At 69.3% G+C, this 17,409-nt stretch carries 18 protein-coding genes; 14 read left to right on the forward strand and 4 right to left on the reverse strand.

The features are described from left to right. Position 1: 1 nt before the first annotated feature. The 10 genes from ASD13_RS13425 to ASD13_RS13470 all read left to right on the forward strand — a co-directional run bounded on the left by ASD13_RS13425 (position 2) and on the right by ASD13_RS13470 (position 9,254). Positions 2–970, forward strand: coding sequence for a permease prefix domain 1-containing protein (locus tag ASD13_RS13425; RefSeq protein WP_055870061.1), 969 nt, complete (start codon positions 2–4; stop codon positions 968–970). Positions 971–980: 10 nt separating this feature from the next. Further along, positions 981–1,901 (forward strand): 1,4-dihydroxy-2-naphthoyl-CoA synthase, encoded by a 921-nt coding sequence (locus ASD13_RS13430; RefSeq protein ID WP_017828156.1) that lies wholly within the window; start codon positions 981–983, stop codon positions 1,899–1,901. Between the two features lie 13 nt (positions 1,902–1,914). Beyond that, positions 1,915–3,069: an AMP-binding protein gene (locus tag ASD13_RS13435; RefSeq protein WP_082531513.1), complete on the forward strand. Its 1,155-nt coding sequence runs from the start codon at positions 1,915–1,917 to the stop codon at positions 3,067–3,069. Between the two features lie 26 nt (positions 3,070–3,095). Next, complete coding sequence (locus tag ASD13_RS13440) at positions 3,096–3,887, forward strand: class I SAM-dependent methyltransferase (RefSeq protein ID WP_055870064.1); 792 nt, start codon at positions 3,096–3,098, stop codon at positions 3,885–3,887. Between the two features lie 61 nt (positions 3,888–3,948). Continuing rightward, the gene (locus tag ASD13_RS13445; RefSeq protein WP_055870067.1) at positions 3,949–5,127 is read left to right on the forward strand and encodes a sensor histidine kinase; all 1,179 of its coding nucleotides are present in this window, start codon (positions 3,949–3,951) and stop codon (positions 5,125–5,127) included. Further along, positions 5,124–5,759, forward strand: a complete 636-nt coding sequence (locus tag ASD13_RS13450; protein WP_055870070.1) for a response regulator — start codon at positions 5,124–5,126, stop codon at positions 5,757–5,759. Before ASD13_RS13445 ends, ASD13_RS13450 begins: the two co-directional genes overlap by 4 nt. Positions 5,760–5,864: 105 nt before the next feature. After that, a complete protein-coding gene (locus ASD13_RS13455; RefSeq protein ID WP_017828161.1) occupies positions 5,865–6,626 on the forward strand; it encodes an ABC transporter ATP-binding protein in 762 nt (253 codons plus the stop codon). Continuing rightward, a complete protein-coding gene (locus ASD13_RS13460) occupies positions 6,623–8,083 on the forward strand; it encodes an ABC transporter permease (RefSeq protein ID WP_055870073.1) in 1,461 nt (486 codons plus the stop codon). The genes ASD13_RS13455 and ASD13_RS13460 overlap by 4 nt, the downstream gene beginning before the upstream one ends. An 18-nt stretch (positions 8,084–8,101) precedes the next feature. After that, positions 8,102–8,761 carry a 2-phosphosulfolactate phosphatase gene (locus tag ASD13_RS13465; RefSeq protein WP_055870077.1) on the forward strand — a complete coding sequence of 220 codons (660 nt, stop codon included), beginning with the start codon at positions 8,102–8,104 and terminating at the stop codon, positions 8,759–8,761. Between the two features lie 79 nt (positions 8,762–8,840). Beyond that, on the forward strand, positions 8,841–9,254 hold the full coding sequence (locus tag ASD13_RS13470; protein WP_055870080.1) for a DUF3054 domain-containing protein: 414 nt from the start codon (positions 8,841–8,843) through the stop codon (positions 9,252–9,254). Between the two features lie 7 nt (positions 9,255–9,261). Here the strand turns inward: ASD13_RS13470 and ASD13_RS13475 are convergent, their stop codons facing one another. From ASD13_RS13475 to ASD13_RS13490, 4 genes are all read right to left on the reverse strand, one after another. Further along, positions 9,262–9,750: a SprT-like domain-containing protein gene (locus ASD13_RS13475; RefSeq protein ID WP_055870083.1), complete on the reverse strand. Its 489-nt coding sequence runs from the start codon at positions 9,748–9,750 to the stop codon at positions 9,262–9,264. 44 nt (positions 9,751–9,794) lie between these two features. Then, the gene (locus ASD13_RS13480; protein WP_017828166.1) at positions 9,795–10,322 is read right to left on the reverse strand and encodes a hypothetical protein; all 528 of its coding nucleotides are present in this window, start codon (positions 10,320–10,322) and stop codon (positions 9,795–9,797) included. Between the two features lie 149 nt (positions 10,323–10,471). Next, a complete protein-coding gene (locus tag ASD13_RS13485) occupies positions 10,472–11,332 on the reverse strand; it encodes a spermidine synthase (RefSeq protein ID WP_055870086.1) in 861 nt (286 codons plus the stop codon). Positions 11,333–11,363: 31 nt separating this feature from the next. Continuing rightward, the gene (locus ASD13_RS13490) at positions 11,364–12,632 is read right to left on the reverse strand and encodes an LCP family protein (RefSeq protein ID WP_055870089.1); all 1,269 of its coding nucleotides are present in this window, start codon (positions 12,630–12,632) and stop codon (positions 11,364–11,366) included. Between the two features lie 150 nt (positions 12,633–12,782). Between ASD13_RS13490 and ASD13_RS13495 the strand changes: the two genes are divergently transcribed. Genes ASD13_RS13495 through ASD13_RS13510 form a run of 4 tightly spaced genes read left to right on the forward strand, consistent with a single transcriptional unit; the run spans position 12,783 to position 17,406 of the window. Then, positions 12,783–14,072: a sugar ABC transporter substrate-binding protein gene (locus tag ASD13_RS13495; protein ID WP_055870092.1), complete on the forward strand. Its 1,290-nt coding sequence runs from the start codon at positions 12,783–12,785 to the stop codon at positions 14,070–14,072. A gap of 15 nt (positions 14,073–14,087) precedes the next feature. Next, entirely contained in the window at positions 14,088–15,062 is a 975-nt protein-coding gene (locus ASD13_RS13500; RefSeq protein ID WP_017828170.1) for a carbohydrate ABC transporter permease, read from the forward strand. After that, positions 15,059–15,892 (forward strand): carbohydrate ABC transporter permease, encoded by an 834-nt coding sequence (locus tag ASD13_RS13505; RefSeq protein WP_017828171.1) that lies wholly within the window; start codon positions 15,059–15,061, stop codon positions 15,890–15,892. Before ASD13_RS13500 ends, ASD13_RS13505 begins: the two co-directional genes overlap by 4 nt. Further along, on the forward strand, positions 15,889–17,406 hold the full coding sequence (locus ASD13_RS13510; protein ID WP_055870095.1) for a glycoside hydrolase family 3 protein: 1,518 nt from the start codon (positions 15,889–15,891) through the stop codon (positions 17,404–17,406). Before ASD13_RS13505 ends, ASD13_RS13510 begins: the two co-directional genes overlap by 4 nt. Positions 17,407–17,409 lie beyond the last annotated feature (3 nt).

Below are 17,409 nucleotides of genomic sequence, written 5' to 3' on the forward strand. Positions count from 1 at the left end.
CATGACCACCACAGCCACGCTCACCGAGCGGTACATCAGCGCCACGATCCGCAGTCTTCGGCCGGATGCGCAGGACGATGTCCGCGCCGAGCTCGAAGCCTCCATCGCCGATGCGGTCGAGGCGCGAGTCGAGCAGGGTGAGGCGCCAGAGGCCGCCGAGCGCGCGGTCCTCACCGATCTCGGCGACCCCGGGGTGTTGGCTGCCGGGTATGCGGATCGCCCTCTGCACCTCATCGGCCCCCGTTACTACCTGACCTGGTGGCGGCTGCTCAAGCTGCTGCTGATCATCGTTCCGGCCTGCGCCGCCGTGGGTGTCGCGATCGCGAAGTTGATCGAGGGGGCACCGGTCGGAGACGTGATCGGCGCAATCGTCGCTGTCACCCTCTCGGTCGTCGTTCACGTGTGCTTCTGGGTGACGCTGGTGTTCGTCGTGCTCGAGCGCACCGGTGCCGACACGGGGGAGAAGTGGGGCGTCGACCAGCTGCCCGTGCCGACCGAGAACGGCGCCGCGCGCAGCGACATGATCGCCACTCTCGTCTTCCTCGGCATCGGCGTCGCCGCGGTGGTGTGGGATGCGACCCGCGGGTTCTTCCCGACCGGCGGCGATCCGATCCCGATCCTGAACTCCGGGCTCTGGCCGTGGGGGATGACCGTGCTCCTCGCCATCATGCTCGCCGACGCCGTCCTGGCTGTCGCCGTGTACCGCCGACGCCGGTGGACGGTCGGTCTCGCCGTCGTCAACACGGCGCTCTCGATCGCGTTCGCCACCTGGGCGGTGACACTTCTCGTGCGGGACGAGCTGCTGAACCCGGAGTTCGTGCAGTTCGTGTTCGCCGACAACGGGGTGGACGCCGACACGTTGCGCATCCTCGCGGCAATCACCGGAGTCGGCATCATCGCCGTCCAGACCTGGACCATCATCGACGGCTGGATGAAGGCCTGGCGCGCTCGCCGCGGGCGCGAGGAATAGGCTGGATGCCGTGACCACCGCATTCGTCTCCGACCTCTTCGACCCGGCCGAATGGGTGCTCGCGCCCGGTGCTGAGGACTACACCGACATCACCGCGCACGTCTCACGTGACGGCGGAGTCGCACGCATCGCGTTCAACCGGCCGGAGGTGCGCAACGCGTTCCGTCCGCACACCGTGGATGAGCTCTACCGCGCGCTCGACATCGCTCGGCAGGATGCGCACATCGGTGCGGTGCTGCTCACGGGCAACGGCCCGAGCCCGAAGGATGGCGGCTGGGCGTTCTGCTCGGGCGGTGACCAGCGCATCCGCGGTCGCGACGGCTACAAGTACTCCGACACGGAGACCGCGATCGTCGACGGCGCGGGCCGTGCCGCCGTCGGCCGTCTGCACATCCTCGAGGTGCAGCGGCTCATCCGCTTCATGCCGAAGGTCGTCATCGCGGTCGTGCCCGGATGGGCGGCCGGCGGCGGACACTCCCTGCACGTGGTCTGCGACCTCACGATCGCCTCCGCGGAAGAGGCGCGTTTCAAGCAGACGGACGCCGACGTGGGCAGCTTCGACGCCGGCTACGGCTCCGCCTACATGGCCCGCCAGACGGGGCAGAAGTTCGCCCGCGAGGTGTTCTTCCTCGCCGAGGAGTACTCCGCCCAGCGTGCGTACGAGATGGGCGCGGTGAACCGCGTGGTGCCGCATGCCGAGCTCGAGCGCGAGGCGCTGAAGATGGCGCGCACGGTGCTGACCAAGTCGCCGACGGCGATCCGCATGCTGAAGTTCGCCTTCAACGCCGTCGACGACGGGCTGGTCGGCCAGCAGGTCTTCGCGGGAGAGGCCACCCGCCTCGCCTACGGCACCGACGAGGCCGTCGAGGGTCGCGACTCGTTCCTCGAGAAGCGCGACCCCGACTGGTCCTCCTTCCCCTGGCACTACTGAGTCGGAGACCCGCATGACCGCCCTGATCCCCACGGATGCCGAAGATCCGGTTCTGCTGCGGGAAGCCCTGCGGCGTGCGCTCGACGGGGGCCCTGCTCTGGGACTCGGGATGGTGGACGGCGCCCCGGAGAACGTGGCGGACGGCCTCGCCGCCGTGATCGCGACGTCGGGATCGAGCGGCATCCCGAAGCGGGTCGCCCTGAGCGGGGAGGCCCTGCGGGCGAGTGCCGAGGCCACGGCGGCGCGCATCGGCAGCGGACGCTGGCTGCTCGCGCTGCCGGCCGGCTATGTCGCGGGGCTTCAGGTGCTGGTGCGGTCGATCCTCGCCGACACGCGACCGGCACGGATCGAGGGCCGGTTCTCGCCGGTGTCGTTCGCCGAGGCGACTCTCGAGATGCTGCGGCCGGCGTCGAACGCGGGGATCCCCGACCTGTACACCTCCCTCGTCCCCGCTCAGGTCGCGACCCTGCTCGACGCGGCGGATGACACCGCCGTCCGGGCGGCACTGCAGGCCTATCGGGCGATCCTGGCGGGCGGCCAGGCCCTCCCGGAGCCGCTGCGGGAACGGGCGGCCGACCTCGGTGTGCGACTGGTGCGCACCTACGGTTCGACCGAGACCAGTGGGGGATGCGTCTACGACGGTGTGCCCCTCGACACGGTCGGCGTGCGGACGGTCGACGGTGAGCTGCGCATCGCCGGTCCCATGCTCGCCGAGGGGTATCTCGGCGACGGGTCGCTGACCGCCCGCACGTTCGTGCGCGATGAGCACGGCATCCGCTGGTACCGCACGGGCGATCTCGGCCTCGTCGAAGACGGTGTCGTCCGTGTGCACGGCCGCGCCGACAACGTGATCGTGTCCGGGGGGATCAACATCTCCCTCGACCGTGTGGAGCGGATCGTCCGCCGGATCGCGGGCCTTCATGAGGCCGTGGTCGTCGGCGTGGAGGATGAGCGCTGGGGCGAGGCGTCCGTGATCGTCGCGGCTCGGGGCGAGGTGCTCCGCCGCAGCGAGTCGGAGCAGCTCGCGCACGCTCGCGACGCCGTCGAGGACGAACTCGGCAAGCACGCCCGTCCCGTCCGGCTGATCATGGTGGACGAGATCGAGGTGCTCCCCTCGGGCAAGCCCGACCGCGAGGCCATCCGTCGCATGGTCGCCGACCTGCACTGAGCGCACGCTCTGCCAGACTGGGCCGCATGGCCTCGTACACGCATGGACATCACGAATCCGTCCTCCGCTCGCACAACGTGCGCGACATCGCGAACTCCGCCGAGTACCTTCGCCCGCACCTCACCGCCACGACCCGTCTTCTCGACGTGGGTGCGGGGCCGGGCAGCATCACGGCCGATTTCGCCGGCATCGTCGCGCACGTCACGGCCACCGAGATCGATGAGAGCGCCCTGTCGCTCTCGCAGGGACTCGTGGCCGAGCGCGGGCTCACCAACCTCTCGTTCTCGATCGAGGACGTGCACGCGCTGAGCTTTCCCGACGACTCGTTCGATGTCGTGCACGCGCACCAGGTGCTCCAGCACGTCGGCGACCCGGTGACGGCCCTGCGCGAGATGCGCCGCGTCGCCGTTCCCGGGGGGATCGTCGCCGCGCGAGACGCGGACTACGCGGGCTTCCTCTGCTTCCCGGAACTGCCGGAGCTCGATCGCTGGCTCACCCTGTACCGCACGGCGGCACGGGCCAACGGCGGGGAGCCGGATGCGGGACGCCGGCTGCTGTCCTGGGCGCGCGCCGCGGGATTCACGGACATCACCGCGACGGCATCCACCTGGTGCTACGCGTCTCCCGCCGAGCGGGCCTGGTGGGGCGGCATGTGGGCCGACCGCATCCTCGAGTCGGCGCTCGCGCGGCAGCTCGTCGACAGCGACATGGCGACGCGGGCCGATCTGCAGGAGATCAGCGACGCCTGGAAGCGCTGGGCCGACGACGGTGACGGGTGGTACCTGGTGCCGCACGGCGAGATCATCGCCCGGGCCTGACACGGCGGAGATACATCCCGCGACGGATGCCCGCGGCCAGGCCCTCGCGTAGCGTGGGGGAGTGATCCGCCCGCTCTCCCGCACCGCGCTGATCCTCGACATCGTCGGGGCGGCGCTGCTGTTCCTCGTGCTCGTACCGACTTCGCTCGTGTTCTACGGGCCGGGGACGGGCAACGACGCGATCGGGGGGTTCGCGGTCGTGGGTGTCTTCATCGCGAGCGTGCTGATGTGCGGTGGCGTCGCGATCGGCCGGCTCGCCCCGGGGTGGGCCCTCGCCGCTGCGTGGGCCGGTGCCGTGCTGCAGATGCTGTCCGGCTTCGGGCCGCTCCCGGTGAACTTCGCGATCCTGCTCGTGCTCTACGCCACCTCGGCGTGGGGCACGCGCCGCGTGCTCTGGTGGGGCTTCGGATCCGCGTTGTTCGGAGGGTTCGTCGCGGCCGTCTTCATGATCATCGTGAACGGCGTCGCCTTCGGAACCGGGTCCGGCTGGGAGAAGGTCACCGCGGGCACGCTCCTCCTCGTCGTCTCGGTCATGGCGCTCGGGTTCGCCTGGGTGTGCGGACTGCTGTGGCGTGTGGTGCTGCGCGCTCGCGGCACCAGGTCGGCTCAGCTGCAGGCGGAGGCGCTCGCCGCGGAGGAGCAGGAGCGCGTGCGCATCGCGCGCGACATGCACGACGTGGTCGCGCACTCGCTCGCGGTCGTGATCGCGCAGGCCGATGGCGCCCGATACGCCGCCGCCGTGAAACCCGAGGTCGCGACCGAGGCACTCGGGACCATCGCCCAGACGGCACGCGGCGCTCTGAGCGACGTGCGGATGCTCCTCACGCAGCTGCGGCACCGGCAGGGCGACGGTCCGCAGCCCACGCTCGCCGATCTCGAAGCGCTGTTCGCGCAGGTGCGACAGGCGGGCATCGAACCGCGGGTCACGGTCGATCCGACGCCGCCGGGGGAGCCGCCCGCCGCCATCCAGCTCGCGGTCTACCGCATCCTGCAGGAAGCACTCACGAACGCGATCCGACACGGCGACGGCGCGGTCGACGTGAACCTCGCCTGGCTGCCGGATCGCGTCGACGTCGACGTGCGCAACACGGTCACGGGCGAGGCGACCGTCGCGCCGGGCGGACACGGAGTCATCGGCATGCGTGAACGCGCGCAGCTCGTCGGCGGTAGTCTGCAAGCCGAGCGCCGAGGGACACAGTTCGTCGTCCACGCCACGCTCCCGATCGGAGTCTCCGAATGATCAGAGTCGTGCTCGTCGACGACCAGGCGCTCTTCCGTGCCGGCATCCGGATGCTCGTCGCCTCCCAGCCCGACCTCGAAGTGGTGGGGGAAGCCGGCGACGGGAAGGAGGCGCTCGACGTCGTCCGCATGACCCGGCCGGACGTGGTGCTGATGGACATCCGGATGCCCGTCATGGACGGGCTCACCGCGACCGCCGAGATCCTGGCACGCCCGGAGCCGCCGCGCATCGTCATGCTCACCACGTTCGACCTCGACGAGGCGGCGGCGCGGGCCATCCGTCAGGGGGCGAGCGGCTTCCTCCTCAAGGACGCCGACCCCGAGTTCCTGCTCGCCGCGATCCGCACCGTGCACTCGGGGTCGAGTGTGATCGCCGCCTCGGCGACGCGCGACCTGTTCGAGCACTTCGCCGAGGCACCCAAACCTGTGCCCGCGCAGTACACCGACCTCACGGACCGTGAGCGGGAGATCTTCGCGCTCGCCGCCCGCGGGCTCTCGAACTCCGAGATCGCCGCTCGCGAGTATCTGAGCGAGGCGACCGTGAAGACGCACATCAGTCGCATCCTCAGCAAACTCGCGCTGCGCGACCGCGTGCAGCTGGTGGTCTTCGCCTTCGAGCACGGCCTCGCCTGATCCCCTGCGCGCTCCGGGGCGCCCCGCAGATCATCCTTGCGATGTATGCGGAAGGGTCCCCGGGAGCGATGACCCGCGCGGGGCCGCGGAAATAACGTCGGAGTCATGGAGATCACGACCACCGACCTCGGGCTCGCCGCCCGCGTCCAGCACCTGAAGAAGACCTACGGCTCCGGCGAGGGCACCGTCCGTGCGCTGGACGATGTGAGCGTCGGCATCCGCCGTGGGCAGTTCACCGCGATCATGGGGCCGTCCGGTTCCGGTAAGTCCACCCTGATGCACATCATGGCGGGACTCGACAGTCCCACCGAAGGACGTGCCTGGATCGGAGACACCGAGATCACCGGCCTCGGTGACATTGACCTCACGATCCTGCGGCGTCGACGCGTCGGCTTCATCTTCCAGGCGTTCAACCTGGTCCCGACGCTCGATGCGCTCGGCAACATCATGCTTCCGTTCGAGCTCGACGGTCGTCGGCCGAGTGCGATCGAGCGGGCGCGCATCGACGGACTTGTCGAGACGCTCGGGCTCGGTTCGCGGCTCGCTCATCGTCCGCACCAGCTGTCCGGCGGTCAGCAGCAGCGCGTGGCGATCGCCCGCGCCCTCGCCACCGCACCGGATCTGGTCTTCGCCGACGAGCCCACCGGAAACCTCGACTCGAAGACCGGGCGCGAGGTGCTGCGACTGCTCGCCACTGCGAGCCGCGAGCACGGCCAGTCCATCGCGATGGTCACGCACGACGCGATCGCCGCGAGCCACGCCGACCGCGTGCTCTACCTCGGCGACGGCCGCATCGTCGCCGACCACCCGCGCCAGAGCGCCGAGGAGATCTCGGCCTACATGCTCGCCGCCGAGGTGGCGGCATGACCGCCGTCGCCACGGTCGTCCCCGAATCGCGGGCGACCGGCCCTCGGCTGGCGTGGCTGCGCGATCGGGGGATGGGCGCGAGCATCCTGGTCGCTGCGTTGTCTGCCGCGTTCGGTGTGCTCCTCGTCGAGATCACCGCCTACATCGGCGCCGTGCTGCAGGCCGACCCCTTCATCGGTGACAGCGGGACGCTCGCCTTCGTGGTGGCCCTGCTGTCGGTGCTGCTGACCGTGGTCGCGATGTATGTCGCCGCCATCGTCACCGCGAACACCTTCTCGACGATCATCGCCGGACGCACCCGTCAGATCGCGCTCATGCGTCTGATCGGGGCGACCGCGCGTTCGCAGCGGTCGGAGGTCGGAAAGCAGGGACTCGTCGTCGGGCTTCTCGGCGCGGCGATCGGTCTGCTCGCCGGCCTCCTGCTCGCGGTGATCGGGGTGCAGATCGGCGGGCAGCTGATCGACAACGCCCCCTCCGACTTCTCGCTCGCCCAGCCGTTCGTGGCGCTGCCGGCGATCGGTGTCGCCCTCACCACCTGGGCGGCGGCGTGGGCGGGCTCCCGGCGCGTGCTGTCGGTGACCCCGCTGCAGGCACTCGGCGGTTCGGTCGAGCGCACGCACGACGAGGTCTCCGGCAAGGCGGGGCGGCACATCGGCGCCTGGGTGCTGCTGATCGCCGGCGCCGCGCTCCTGGTGGGGGGCGTGCTGGTCGGACTCCTCACGCCGCTCGGCGTCGTGGTCGCCTTCTTCGGGGGCGTGCTCTCGTTCACGGGCCTCGCTCTCGGATCCGTCCTGTTCATGCCGCCGGTCCTGCGCCTGGTGGGACGCATGTTCGGGTCGAGTGCGACCGCGCGCCTCGCCGCCGAGAACGCACTGCGCTACCCGGAGCGCTCGTCGCGGATGGCGATCGGCGTGGTGATGGGGGTGACCCTGGTGACGATGTTCGCCGTGGCCCTCGAATCGGCCAAGCGTCTGATGATGAGCCAGGTCACGGGCGAGGTCCCGGAGGAGTTCTTCGCCCCGATGGATGCGTTCGCTGCGGTGATGATGGTGCTGGTCGCCGTCTCGGCCGTGATCGCCGCGGTCGGTCTGGTGAACCTGCTCACGATCGGGGTGGTGCAGCGGCGCCGGGAGCTGGGACTGCTGCGCTCGATCGGTCTGTCCAACCGCCAGGTGCGACGGATGGTGCTGCTCGAAGCCACGCACATCACGGTCGCGGCGACTCTGACGGGGCTCGTGCTGGGCGTCGCGTACGGCTGGATCGCCGCGCAGTCGCTGCTGGGCTCGGTGCCGACGCTGCCGGAGTTCACCCCGGCGGGGCTCGTGGCTCCGCAGATCCCGTGGATCCCGGTCGCCATCATCGTCGTCGCGACGGCGGTGCTCACGCTGGTGGCGGCGGCGACGCCCACGAGGTTGGCCACCAGGGTGGCTCCGGTCGAGGCGCTCGCAGCGGATTGACGCCTCTAGGCTGGTCGGATGCCGTCGCCGTTCGATCAGTCCACGTACCAGGTCCGCCTCGACTGGGGCACTGCGGGGCTCGCCCGTCTCGCCACCGCCGATGTCGTCGTGGTCGTCGATGTGCTGCGGTTCTCCTCCACGGTCATCGATGCCACGGCCTCGGGTGTCACCGTCGCACTGGAAGAGGCGCAGCGCTGGTCCCGCAACGGTGCAGCCGTGGTCGCCGCGGCCTCCACGGACTCGACGGTGCTCGTGGGAGGCATCCGCAACGCGGCGGCTGTCGCGCGGGCGGTGCAGACCATCCAGGAACGACGGCAGGCACGCACTTCGGTCGCCGTCATCGCGGCGGGTGAGCTCGACTCCGCGGGGACGTTGCGGTTTGCGGTCGAGGACCAGCTCGGAGCCGGAGCGATCGTGTCGGCGCTCTCTGCTCGGGGCATCGATCACACGGCTCCGGATGCTGCGGTGGCCGCGGAGGGCTTCCATGCTCTCCGCGGCGCCGTGCGGCACATGGTCGGTGCGAGCGGTTCCGGCCGCGAGCTCGCCGACGGAGTCATGGCGACCGCCCGCATCGAAGCGTCGGGACTGGTGCCGACATCGGTGGCGGACGCCGCCGTGCTCGACGCGGTCGATCTCGTACCGGTGCTGCGCGACGGATCGTTCACCCGTTTCGAGTGACGCCCGCTTCGGGTGCGGTTATTCCGCCGGATGCCGCGGGGCGGGCGCTGCTTCGGTTCGAGGCACGTAGGGTCGTGGCATGAGGTACCTTCCCGCTGTCGTCGTCGATGTCGTGCTCGTGCTGATCTTCGCCGCGATCGGCCGCGCCTCCCATGACGAGAACCCTGCCGGTTTCCTGCTCACGGCGTGGCCCTTCCTGATCGCCCTGCTCATCGGGCATCTCCTCGCCGCGCTGCTGCCCGGTCGGCCACGCCGCCCCTGGTCCGTGCTGTGGGGTGCCGTGGTCTGGATCGTGACGGTCGCGGGAGGAATGCTCATCCGCGTGCTCAGCGGCGACACCGCCGAGGTGCCGTTCATCATCGTGGCGACCCTCGTGCTCGGGGCCTTCCTGGTCGGCTGGCGCGCGATCACCGCGCTGCTGCGTCGCCGGCGCAATTCCCCCGATGCGGCGGAGGCCACGCGGTCCGAAAGCCTCGACGAGCCGAACGACTGAGTCGCCGTCAGCGCGGCATCTGCGCAGCGAGGCGCACGTCGGTCGAGATCTCGCGTCGGGTCCAGGCGAACAGATGCCGGGAATCGAACGTCCGCGAGCAGCGCGCGCACGATGTGGGTCTCGTGGGGCGACGGTGCCGGTAGGTCACGTGCCCCGCGGGGCAGCTGCCCACCCAGGGCGCGAGCTCCACGGCCGTCTCACCGTGATGGGTCGTGCCGCCGACGTAGCCGAGGTCGCGGGCGACGTGCTTCCATACCGGTCCATGCGCTGCCGCGTGGCCGGCGAGGGCGTGCGCGACCTCGTGCAGCAGCACCTGGTGGATGTCGTCGTCTTCGAAGCGTGCGGCGAGGTAGCGCGACACGGTGATGCGCTTCTTCGTGTAGTCGCATTGGCCGGCCCGACGCTTGGCATTGTCGAAGCCGAAGGACCAGCTGTCGTCGAGATGCAGCGTGATCAGTGCTTCGCCCCAGACGCGCACACGGTCAAGTTCCGCCATGCGATCAGGCTAAGCCATGCCGCCGACATCGTCGCGGCACGGGGTCAGCCCGCGATGAGCTGCGGCGGGCGACGCCGCTCGACGGCCTCGATGGCCAGGAGCGCGGTCTCGAGCTCGCTGTCCTGCGCGCCGGACTCACGGCGAAGGAACAGCGACTGCTTGAAGCTCTCCCTGGCGGTCTCGTAGTCGCCCGCGTCGTAGGCGTTCTTGCCGTGGTGCTGATAGGCGAAGGCGGCGATCGACAGCCAACGCTGCCCTTCCGCCTCGGTCGCGCAGGTCGAGAGCTCCTGTTCGGCCGCGGCATGCGCGCCACGGTACTGCAGGATCGTCGCGTGCAGCACGCGGGCGCGCAGAACGTCCTTGCGAGTGCCGGCCATGCGTGCCTGGCGCACCGTCTCATCTGCCAGATCGAGCGCCTCGTCGAGGCGGTCGAGCACCTTCAGCAGCCACACGCGCTCCAGCAGAGCGGGCAGGCTGCGCTGCGAATCGATCTCCGCGAGACGTGTCTCGCACTCATCGAGATCGACCTTTTCGCGGAGGGTCTCCTGGTCGTATCCCCGGATGAAACTCATTGCTCTCCTTCCGCAGCGTCCCCCCTCAGTCTGCCTTCCGGTCGCGGGCTCGTGGGGGCGGCGCGCCCTGGTCGCGGCATCCTGTCCTCGACACGCCGTCGCCCCGCTGCGTCGGTTCTTCCCGGGGTGCCGGATGACCGCGTCGTGGCTCAGCGCAGGAAGAGCGAAGCGTCCGGCCGAGGGGAGGCGACGGCGTCGACGTCGGTGACGATCCGTGCGCCCTGAACGAACGCGTCGACCTCTGCACCCTGCGCGATCTTCGCGGGGTGGGGACCCGCGGCCAGGATGCGCGGCAGCCACTCCGTCGGCAGGGGAGTGGCCGAAGCGGCGATGACGAGGTTCCCGAAGCGTCGCCCCTTGAGCACCTGGGTGTCGGCGAGGATGCCGATCTCGGGGAGTACGTGCGCGATCGTCGCGGCCTGACGGCGGGCGAACGCGAGCCCGGGACCGTCGGCGACGTTGACGAGGAGCACGCCGTCGGTCGACAGCAGCTCCGACAGCTCGCGGTAGAACTCGACGCTGGTGAGGTGGGCGGGCGTCTGCGCCCCCGAATACACGTCGGAGACGACGAGGTCGCACTGCGCCCGCAGCGCGCTCGGCAGCTTCGCGACACCCTCGCGGGCATCACCGATCCTGATCCGGATCGGTGCGCCCTTGGGCAGCGGGAGGTGCTCCCGCACCAGCTGCGCGAGCGGGGCTTCGAGCTCGATGACTTGCTGACGCGAGCCCGGGCGCGTGGCCTCGATATAGCGGGGGATCGTCAGTGCACCGGCACCGAGGTGCACGGCCGTCAGCGCACCCGGTGCGAGCTGGTCGATCACCGCTCCCATGCGCACGATGTACTCGAAGTGCAGGTGCGTCGGGTCGTCCAGGTCGACGTGCGACTGCGGGGTGCCGTCGACGATCAGCTCGAAACCGCTCGTGAACTCCGACGGAATGATGCTGGCGATGCCGCCGTGATCGAGTCGGGTCTGGGGGTGCTCGGTGTCTCGCGATCTCGTCCGGCCCATGGGCACGAGCCTACGCGCTGGGGGCACAGCGTCAGCGCTGCCTGCCGTTCGCGCAGGTCTCCTGCTCCGCCGTCTGCCCGGAGATGGCGGAGTCGAGCGTCGCGCGCGGCACCGGAGCCTCCGTCGCGGGGGCGTCGGTCGCGGGATCCGTCGCCGGAACCTCCGCCTCGGCGCCCGGTGCCGGTTCGACGAGCTCGACGCCTCCGTTGTTGCTGACATCGCCGGTGAGCTGCACGGGCTGGCCCGCCTTCAGGGCGTCCCAGATGGTGGCCGCGGCGTCGCGGTTCGGGATCACGCGGTCGGAATCGTCGGGGTCGGCGAACACCGGGTACTGCAGGAAGACGAACTCCGAGAACGGCACATCCTTGACCGACAGTGCGAGCTGGGCGAGCCGGACCGGGTTGGCCAGCTTGTCGCTCGGGTCGATGTTGTCGACGACGGTGTTCGCGAGCCCCAGCACCTTGCCCGGGTCGGAGAGCACCTCGTCGCTCATGATCTTCTTCACCAGACGAGACATGTACTGCTGCTGGTTCGACACCCGTGCCATGTCGCTCTCGTCGCCGACGCCGTGCCGCGTGCGGATGAACTGGAGCGCCTCGTAGCCCGAGACCGTGCGCGGTCCCGGCTCCCAGTCGATGGCCGTCTGGTCGTCGCGGATGCCCTCGCCACCGATGCACACCTCGACCCCGCCGATGGCGTCGGTGACGTCGATCACCCCGTCGAAGTCGATCTTGGCCGCGAAGGGGATCTCCACGCCGGTGAGGTCGGTGACGGTCTTCGCCACGCATGAGATGCCTGCGCGCTGGAAGATCGAGTTGATCTGGGTCTTGCGCGTCGCCGAGGCGACGGAGCCGTCGGGCAGGGTGCACTCGGGGGTCTCGAGCATCAGGTCGCGGGGGAACGAGATCACGGTGACCTTGCGCGGTTCCGCCGACACATGCACGAGCAGGTTCACGTCGTTGAGGATCCCGCCGTCCGCTTCCGAGCAGCGCTCGCCCAGCAGGCCCGTCGACACTTCGCCGCACTCGTCGGTGCCGATCAGCAGCACGCTGAACTCGCCGGGGAAGGCGCTGATGGAGGGGGGTTCGACCTCGGGAGCGTCTTCCAGCGTGACGGCGCCCTCGTTGAAGCGGTTGAAGTAGTCGGTCACGACGAACGCGGCGACAGCGATCGCGGAGACCAGCACGACACCCAGCGTGATCCCGGCGATCTTGAGGAATCCTCTGGCGGGCCCGGGGGAGGGGAGCGTCGCGTGGCGGGCGACCGTCGAACGGTCCTTGTCAGGGGTGCGGCGAACCATCCGGGGAGCCTACCGGGGGAACCTGATGTTACGGCCGCATGACGATTGTGAGAGGAACTTGCAGGTAATTAGTTAGTCGTGGATACTTTTTCCTAACCCCCGGTGAGTACCCGATGCTTGCCAGGACTTTTCAAAGAGGAGATCCCCGCAATGCACAAGCGCATTCTCTCGGCCGTGGCGCTCGGCGCCGTGGCCACGCTCGCCCTCGCCGGCTGCGCCGGCGGCACCGACGCCGCCTCCACCGACGGCAAGGGCCAGGAGCTCACCGTCTGGATCATGAAGGGCACCAACCCCGACGCCTCCGCCTTCTACGACAAGGTGTCCGACGCCTTCGAGGAGGAGACCGGCGCGACGGTCAAGATCGAGGAGATCCAGTGGGCAGACGCCCACGACCGCTTCGTGACCTCCATCGCCGGTGGCACGACTCCCGACATCGCCGAGACCGGAACCACCTGGACCGCCGAGTTCGCCGATGCCGGCGCGCTGCTGCCGATCGACGAGTACGTCGACGCCGAGAAGGGCCTCCGCGGCGACCTCGTCGAGGGTCTCGAAGTCGCCGGCACCTACGACGGAGAGCTGTACGGCATGCCGTGGTACGCCGGCGTCCGCTCGCTCGTGTACCGCGCCGACGTGTTCGAGGAGCTCGGACTCGAGGCTCCGAAGACGTGGGACGACATCGTCGCAGCGGGTGAGGCCATCAAGGCCGCCAAGCCCGACATGCTCCCCTTCCCCGTCCCCGGTGACGCCGAGTTCCAGGTCTACCCCTGGGTCTGGGGCGCAGGCGGCGAGATCGCCACGAAGGACGGCAAGACCTGGACGAGCGAGCTCGACAGCAAGGAATCGCAGGCGGGCATCGAGTTCTACACGGGCCTGGCCACCGAGCACGGCTTCTCCTCCGCAGGTGCCACCACCTGGAAGGAGACCGACCTCAGCGACGCGTTCACGCAGGGCAATGTCGCCATGATGCTCTCCGGCTCCTGGACGCCGAACAAGCTCCTCGAGACCAACCCCGACCTCGAGGGCAAGATCGGTGCAGCAGTCATCCCGGGTGAAGACGGCGGCATCGCTCCCTCCGTTCTCGGCGGATCGCACCTCTCGATCTTCAACACGACCAAGAACGCCGACCTGGCGTGGGAGTTCGTCAAGCTCGTGACCACGGGCGACCTCGCCGAGCAGTGGTCGAACGAGACCGGGTACTTCCCGGGCGTCCAGTCCGCGATGGAAGAGGCACTGGCCTCGACCGACCCGCTGGTCGCACCGTTCGCCGAGCAGATGGTCGATGGCGGCGCATCCGTCCCGGTCACCCCGAACTTCGGCGCCGTGCAGGCGAAGAAGACGACCAACTCCATGATTCAGGCCATCCTCAGCGGGCAGAAGGACGTCGCGACCGCGACGAAGGACGCCGCAGCCGAGATGACCGAACTGCTCAACCAGAAGTAAGGAAGCACCCCTTCCATGTCGATGGTGCAAGCGCCACTGCCGGCCACGAAGGCGGAGTCCACCTCCGCCTCCGTGGCCGGCGGCCGGAAGCGACGCGGTCTCTCGATCGTCGCGGCCCGCCCCTGGCTCCTTCTCGCGCCCGGGCTGGCCATCCTCGCGGTGCTCATGCTCTGGCCGCTCATCCAGGTGTTCATCTACTCGTTGCAGGACTACGGCCTGCGCGAGATCAACACCGGGGAGAACAACTGGATCGGTCTCGACAACTACGTCGAGGCGCTCACCAACCCGACTCTCTGGACGGTGGTGCTGCCCAACACGGTCGGCTTCGCCGCCGTGGCAGTGTTCGTCACCGTCGCCGTGGGCACGCTCGTGGCTCTGCTGCTCGCGCGTCTGGGCACCACCTGGCGCGTCATCGTCTCCAGCTGCATCATGGTCGCCTGGGCGATGCCCGCCGTGACCGGCACCTATGTCTGGACCTTCATCTTCGATGCCGACCGCGGCATCTTCAACGCCGTGCTGCGTGACCTCGGTCTCATGGACGACCCGGTCAACTGGTTCACGAACCAGTGGTCGTTCTACGCCATCGTGCTCCTGAACGTGGTGCACCACGGATTCCCGTTCGTCGCCATCACGGTGCTCGCGGGACTGCTCGGCGTCTCGAAGGAGATGCTCGAGGCTGCAGCCCTCGACGGCGCCGGCGCCTGGCGCCGATTCTGGAAGATCATCTTCCCCACGCTCAAGCCCGTCTTCTCGGTCGTGATCATCCTGTCGACGATCTGGGACTTCAAGGTCTTCGCCCAGGTGTACCTGATGCCCGGCGGTGGCGGTGGCAACCGTCAGGTGCTGAACCTCGGCGTCTGGTCGTACGTGGAGTCCTTCGGTCAGAACCGCTACGGCTTCGGTGCGGCGCTCGCCGTGCTGCTCACGCTCGTCCTGATCGGCATCACGATCGTCTACATCCGCTCCCTCATGAAGGAGGACGAGCTGTGAACCCGCGCCCGAGGCTCCGCTCCCGCATCGGAATCGGAATCGCGGTCGCCGCGGTCCTGATCTTCACGCTGTTCCCCGTCTACTGGATGGTCTCCAGTGCCTTCGACGGCAAGGCCTCCAGCGGTGGGCAGTCCCTGCTCCCGCAGGAGTTCACGTGGGACAACTTCGCGTTCGTGCTCACCGACGGCGGATTCGGCACGTACCTGCGCAACTCGGCGATCGTGGCGCTGGTCACCGTGCTCGTGAGTGCGCTCGTGTGTCTGCTCGCCGCCGTCGCCGTCGCACGGTTCAAGTTCAAGTTCCGCACCACGATCCTGATGATGATCCTGATCGTGCAGATGGTGCCGCTCGAGGCGCTCGTCATCCCGCTGTTCCTGCAGGTCAAGAGCCTGGGGCTGCTCAACAGCATCCTCGGCCTGATGGTCGTCTACGTCGCACTGTCGCTCGCCTTCGGGATCTGGATGCTGCGCGGCTTCGTGGCCGCCGTCCCGGTCGAGCTCGAAGAGGCCGCGTACATCGACGGTGCGAGCTGGTGGCGCATGTTCCGCTCGGTGCTGCTGCCGCTCGTCATGCCCGGCCTCGTGGCGACCAGCATCTTCAGCTTCATCACGGCGTGGAACGAGTTCATCTTCGCGATGACGATCCTCGGCGCTCAGACCGACCAGTACACGGTCTCGATCGGTCTGAAGTCGTTCTTCGGACTGCACTCCAACGACTGGGGCAGCATCATGGCCGCGTCGACCATCATCACCGTCCCCGTCATGATCTTCTTCGTGCTGGTGCAGCGCAAGCTCGCCTCCGGCATGGTGGCAGGAGCGGTGAAGGGATGACCGACGACCTCGAACGTCTCGCCAACGGCGTGCTGTGGCCGGGCTTCTTCGGCACCGAAGCGCCCCAGTGGCTGCGTGACGAACTGCGTGAGGGCCTGGCCGGAGTCGTGTACTTCGGGCAGAACGTCGGCGAGGGGCTTCCGGCTCTCAGCGCCGCGATCCTCGACGCGAACCCCGACGCCCTGATCGGCATCGACGAAGAGGGCGGCAGCGTCACCCGGCTCGAGTCGGCCACCGGATCGACCGTCCCCGGAGCCGCCCAGCTCGGTCTGCTCGACGACCTCGTCGCCTCCGAGAAGACCGGTGCGGAGCTGGCCAGACGTGTGCGGGCGGTCGGCGCCAATGTGGTGCTCGGTCCGGTCGCCGACGTCAACACCGACCCCCGCAACCCGGTGATCGGCGTGCGGGCGTTCGGCGATGACGAGGCGCTGGTCTCCCGGCACGTGGTCGCGACGATCGACGGCATCCAGGACGGGGCGGTCGCCGCCTGCGTCAAGCACTTCCCCGGCCACGGCGACACCCACATGGATTCGCATCACTCGCTCCCCGAGATCACGCTCGATCTCGAGGAGTTCGAGCGGGTGCACCTGGAGCCCTTCCGTGCGGCGATCGACGCCGGAGTTGACGCCGTCATGACCGCGCACATCGTGGTCCCGGCGTGGGGGGAGCAGCCCGCGACGCTCAACCCGCGGGTGCTCGGCATGCTGCGCGACTGGGGCTACGACGGCGTCATCATCACCGACGCGCTCGACATGGCCGCGATCCGAGAGACGGTGGGACTCGGTGGGGGAGCAGCCCTGGCACTCGCCGGCGGAGCAGACCTCCTCTGCATCGGGAACCCCACCAACCCCGGTGATGCCGCTCTTCCCGATCAGGATGAGCAGGACTTCCGTGCGGCCAGAGACGGCATCATCGCCGCGCTGCGTGACGGTTCGCTCTCCCGGGCGCGCGTCGAGGAGGCCGCCGGCCGGGTCGCGGCTCTCGCGACCAAGCTCCGTGCGGCAGCCGTTGCCGCCGACGAGGAGGAGCCGACGGACGACTTCGACGCGGCCGAGATCGTGCGCCGTGTGGTGACGATCTCCGGCGGCGCCCTCGAGACGGCATCCGAGCTCGCCGTGATCGATGCGCGTCGCCGATCGACGCTCGCCGTCGACAGCGCCGGTTCCTACGTCGCGAGCGCGCTCGCGGAGGAGGGGCTGCGCGTGCGCCTCGACGTGGCATCCGCACCGGAGTCCGAACAGGATCGTGTGCTCGACGAGGTCACCGCGGCGGCAGGGACCACCGTGCTCCTGATCGATCGGCCCGACACGGATGCCGCGCAGCGTGCGCTCGTCGAACGCGCTGCTGTGCGTGATCCCCGCGCCGTCGTCGTCAACGTGGGTCTTCCCACCGTGAGTCCGTTGCCGCTGCCGACCGTGGAGGTCGCCGCAGCCAGTAGGCTCGGTGCGCAGACGGCGCGTGAAGCACTCCTGGGGTGCTTCACTGTGCAGCAGAGGATGACCAGCGCCGGCTGAGAC

This window comes from Microbacterium sp. Root1433D1 (assembly GCF_001426835.1).
In the GTDB taxonomy this organism is placed as follows: domain Bacteria; phylum Actinomycetota; class Actinomycetes; order Actinomycetales; family Microbacteriaceae; genus Microbacterium; species Microbacterium maritypicum.